Origin of the sequence: Komagataeibacter sp. FXV3 (genome assembly GCF_015155755.1) — a bacterium.
Classification (GTDB): domain Bacteria; phylum Pseudomonadota; class Alphaproteobacteria; order Acetobacterales; family Acetobacteraceae; genus Komagataeibacter.
Genome location: NZ_VWPI01000066.1, coordinates 1 through 2,246 on the forward strand (window position 1 = coordinate 1; position 2,246 = coordinate 2,246).

2 protein-coding genes are annotated in these 2,246 nt (G+C 45.7%); both read left to right on the plus strand.

All coding sequences use genetic code 11. The features are described from left to right. The first annotated feature begins 309 nt into the window (after positions 1-309). A complete protein-coding gene (locus F1542_RS06505) occupies positions 310-978 on the plus strand; it encodes an autoinducer binding domain-containing protein (protein WP_227672538.1) in 669 nt (222 codons plus the stop codon). A gap of 108 nt (positions 979-1,086) precedes the next feature. After that, on the plus strand, positions 1,087-1,755 hold the full coding sequence (locus tag F1542_RS06510; RefSeq protein ID WP_141302669.1) for an acyl-homoserine-lactone synthase: 669 nt from the start codon (positions 1,087-1,089) through the stop codon (positions 1,753-1,755). The last annotated feature ends 491 nt before the right edge of the window (positions 1,756-2,246 follow it).

Sequence of the window (2,246 nt, forward strand, 5' to 3'; positions counted from 1 at the left end):
CCATACTTCCAGATCCGATCGCCAGTCGGTGTTCATCGCCAGCTCCCACTACAGCGGGTCTTCCATGAATCACTGATCGCACCCGTTGGGAATCCTTATCCCAAATTTTCTGCCAAAGTAGTGCTAGCATGCCTCAAAGGCAAACGGACAGTAGATGCCAGTGCTCCGGTTGAGCCAGATAACGATATCACCTAGGCAAGATGGACGGGGAAGATTTTTGGCTGCGTAGGCTGCTCCCGGTCTGAGGACGACAATCGCTATGATAAATCTGTAGAATAAATACATCATATAATTTAGGCTTACTATTGGATGGCACTGGAGGTAGGCGCAGCACAGATGGTGGGCTTGACGATTGACCTTCTGGCGAAACTACATGACCTTGAGAACGCAGCCACTAAACACGATCTACTATCCATCTATCTCGGTGCCGTTCTGTCAGTTGGGAGTGTCCACGTAACCATTGTGGAATTGAACAGGATTGAAGATCCTAAAGAAAATTTTATACACGTCGGGTATCCGACGGAATGGGTCAATTTCTACATTGAGAACAATTATATAATCTCTGATCCCATAATAAAAAAATCCAGATTCATGAGTCATCCATATTTTTGGCATGAAATAAGAAATATAAACAAAGCAGAAAAGAAAATAATAAGGGATGTATATGAATTTGGCATAAAAAAGGGACTAACAATACCAGTCCATACACATGACAGATTAATTTATGCCATTTGTTTTGCGTTTACAGATAAAAACATAGAGCAGGAAATTGAACTTTATCTGCGCGCCTTATCTAATTTCTTTATCGCAAGTTATAAAAAATTGGATGAACCGGCAGATGTGTCGCTCCCCATCCTTACCCCGCGTGAAAAAGAATGTCTGAGATGGACAGCCAAGGGCAAAAGCTCTTGGGAAACCGGGATGATTGTTGGCGTCAGTGAGCGCACTGTTAACTTCACATCAACAATGCCTTGCTGAAGCTGAAATGTACGAATCGTATCATGGGTGTGGTGCGGGCTATCTGTGCAGGGTTGATTGAACTGTAAAACCTGTCAGGTCTGACAGGTAACCTGACTGTCGATTTTCATGAATGATCAGTTCATCCAACAGGAAGAGAGCGGATCAATGATTGAAGTCGTAACCGTTGAAAACGCCAAATGGTGTGGAGACGCCCTCGCCGAGCAGTTCAAGTTTCGTTACCGCCATTTTGTGACCCATGAACAGTGGGATGTGCCATTTTACAAAGGCATGGAATACGACCAGTTTGATACACCGGCTGCTGTGTATCTCGTATGGCGTGATAATGCGGGCGCTGTTCGGGGCATGATCCGGCTACTACCAACCAACCGGCCTTATATGCTGGAAACTCTCTGGCCTGATATGCTGCCCTCCACCAACGCACCTTCTTGCGCGAATGTGTGGGAGATAACGCGTTTTGGTGTAGAACGTGACCTGCCATTCTCTCTGCGTCGGCAGATTTCTGCCGAACTCATTCTGGCATGCATCGAATTTTCGATTATCAATAACATTGATACCTACCTATTTCTGACAGCCTGGGGTGTCCTGAAGCGGATTGTTCCCGGCGCGGGTGTTGAAGCCCATATTCATAACCGCATGACACTGCCATCAGGCCATGATGTGGCTTCTGCAGTTGTACCCGTCTCGCAGGCTGTTCTTGATAAATCCCGTGCAAAACTAAACGTTACCAAGGCGGTTCTTAGCAACTACAGTTTTGAGAAAAAGTATGCAGCATAACGAGCGCGATGATGAATTTACACAAAAAGCAAATAATATAAAAAATGCACTGTCCTTTTTGCGAGAAGAAGCACGAAAATGCGGCCTGTATAATACCGACAACTCCCTATATATTGCAGAAATAATAATTAATATAGAAATGGGCAAATAGACGAGAGGCTGTTGCTTTACTCTGTAGCGAGAAAGAGATTGAGCAGTTTGCGCAGCAACTATTTGCTCAACGTTTCCCCTTTCGCAATTGGGATGAAAGCCCCGCGCCGGTTTCAAATGGGCCAAGCCAGGAAGAACGAAGTAAATTCAGGGATCTGGCTCGTCGGCATCTATCTGATTGGCATCCAGTATAATTGGGGCTGCTCATAAAGGGCTAGCACTACTTTGGCAGAAAATTTGGGATAAGGATTCCCAACGGGTGCGATCAGTGATTCATGGAAGACCCGCTGTAGTGGGAGCTGGCGATGAACACCGACTGGCGATCGGATCTGGAAGTATGG

Coding starts and splice junctions, on each gene's coding strand:
- F1542_RS06505 (WP_227672538.1), top strand. CDS start 310: ATGGCACTGGAGGTAGGCGCAGCACAGATGGTGGGCTTGACGATTGAC.
- F1542_RS06510 (WP_141302669.1), top strand. CDS start 1,087: ATGAATGATCAGTTCATCCAACAGGAAGAGAGCGGATCAATGATTGAA.